The sequence below is a fragment of the Microbacterium sp. Leaf351 genome (genome assembly GCF_001423825.1).
Classification (GTDB): domain Bacteria; phylum Actinomycetota; class Actinomycetes; order Actinomycetales; family Microbacteriaceae; genus Microbacterium; species Microbacterium ginsengisoli.
Genome location: NZ_LMPK01000035.1, coordinates 77,648 through 78,001 on the forward strand (window position 1 = coordinate 77,648; position 354 = coordinate 78,001).

Genomic DNA, 354 nt, shown 5'->3' on the forward strand with positions numbered 1-354 from the left:
ACTCTCGTCGTGGTGGCCCGTGTGGCTCTCGGCGCTGGTGGTGTTCGGAGCGATGCTCGTGATCACCGCGGTGCTCGCGCTGCTCGGGTTCCTGAGATTCCGGCGCATCGGCAAGGGCAACCCCGTGTCATCCATCGCCGCAGACGTCCGCGCCGTGAAGGAGGCCGCCGATGACTGAGCAGGTTCCCGTGCCCCGAACCGCCGTGCCGCTCGGTATCGACGACCCGGTCGAGGCCGCCCGAGCCGAGTTGAAGGCGGCCCTGGCCGCCATCGAGCACAAGGTGAACGTGCCGCGCAGGTTCGAGAAGGCGACGGAGGCGCGCATCTCGCGCTATCGCGACTTCGCACGCAAGA

1 protein-coding gene and 1 pseudogene are annotated in these 354 nt (G+C 68.6%); both read left to right on the forward strand.

Annotated elements, in window-relative coordinates:
- Positions 1–178, forward strand: a 178-nt coding sequence (locus tag ASG00_RS18775; RefSeq protein ID WP_200930923.1) for a phage holin family protein, incomplete at its 5' end; no start/stop codon positions are given.
- Positions 171–354: pseudogene (locus ASG00_RS18270) on the forward strand (hypothetical protein); the annotation flags it as partial. The gene ASG00_RS18775 and the pseudogene ASG00_RS18270, both read left to right, overlap by 8 nt.